Genomic DNA, 1442 nt, shown 5'->3' on the forward strand with positions numbered 1-1442 from the left:
ACATCCGTTATCTCAAGTGCCATTTTTGCGGATGTTGGCGGTAATGGCAACGTCACGCTGACCAACACGGGCGACTTGTCGGGCGATCTGGCTGCCATTGGTTCTGATGTGGCAGGCGACGGCGGTATTTCGATCACCAATAGCGGTTCATTGATTTCGCTTAACGACACCGGAATTGAAGCGGAATTGGGTGGAAATGGCTCGATCTCAATCGAGAACAGCGGCGAAATCCAAGCTTTTAACAATGGTATCTTTGCCGACCACACTGGCGCGACAGCTACTGTAGCTGTCGACAACAACGGCGACATATATTCAGATCAGCTAACTGGAATCTCCGTGAATCTCCTTAACAACGGTGACATTGCGATAAACTCGTCAGGGTATATTACCGCAGAACAGCGTGGAATCCGGGCAACGACGTTTAACAACGGAAACACGCGGATTATGAACTCCGGGGCCATTTCGGCCAACTTGATGGAAGCAATTGATGCCGTCGTTGTGGGGGATGGACAAGTGGTCGTTGATAATACAGGTCACCTGACATCCACTATCTCGGACGCCATTTTTGCGAGTGTTGGCGGCAATGGCAGCGTCACTGTGACGAATACAGGCGATCTGGAGGCGCAAGGAAGGGCTATAGAAACCCTTTTGGCAGTCGATGGTGATATCGCGATCACCAACAGCGGTTCATTGATTTCGCTTAACGACGACGGAATTGCAGCTAGCTTGGGTGGAAACGGTTCAATCTCAATCGTAAACAGCGACGGAATACAAGCTTTTAACAATGGTATCTTTGCCGACCACACTGGCGCGACAGGTAGTGTGGCTATCGACAACAGCGGCGACATAGCTACAGATCTGCTAGGTGGAATTGTCGTGACTATCGCTAACAACGCAGACATCGCGATAAACTCGTCAGGAGAAATTGCTTCTGGTGGAGATGGAATCCAAGCATTCACATCTGGCAATGGAAACACACAGATTGTGAACTCCGGGGAGATCATTTCGGCCAATGCAAGAGCGATTGGTGCGCGCGTAATTGGTGATGGTCAAGTGGTCGTCGAAAACACTGGCGACCTGACAGCCACTAACTTAGATACGATCCTTGCGGGTGTTGTTGGTAACGGCAGCGTCACAGTGATGAACACAGGCGACCTGGTGGCCCAGCAAGAAGCCATAGATACCGGTCTGTCAGGCAGTGGCGTCATTTCGATCACCAACAGCGGTTCTTTGCGTGCGGACGACAACGCGATTCAAGTTGGTTTGGGCGGCAACGGCTCAATCTCCATCGTGAACAGCGGCGAGATCGAGGCTTCTAACGACGGTATCGAGGTGGACCGTCTTTCTAACGCGTCGGCCACCATCACGAACTCGGCCTCGATCACGGGTGGCAGCGGATTCGCGATCCTGTACGGAGGCAATGCGAACGACACGCTGAACCT

At 52.1% G+C, this 1442-nt stretch carries 1 protein-coding gene; it reads left to right on the forward strand.

The window, feature by feature from the left end; genetic code table 11:
- A partial coding sequence (locus ACR0EL_RS21505; protein ID WP_480502195.1) for a beta strand repeat-containing protein occupies nucleotides 1-1442 on the forward strand: 1442 nt, incomplete at both ends.

The organism is Ruegeria sp. AH12 (genome assembly GCF_056541465.1).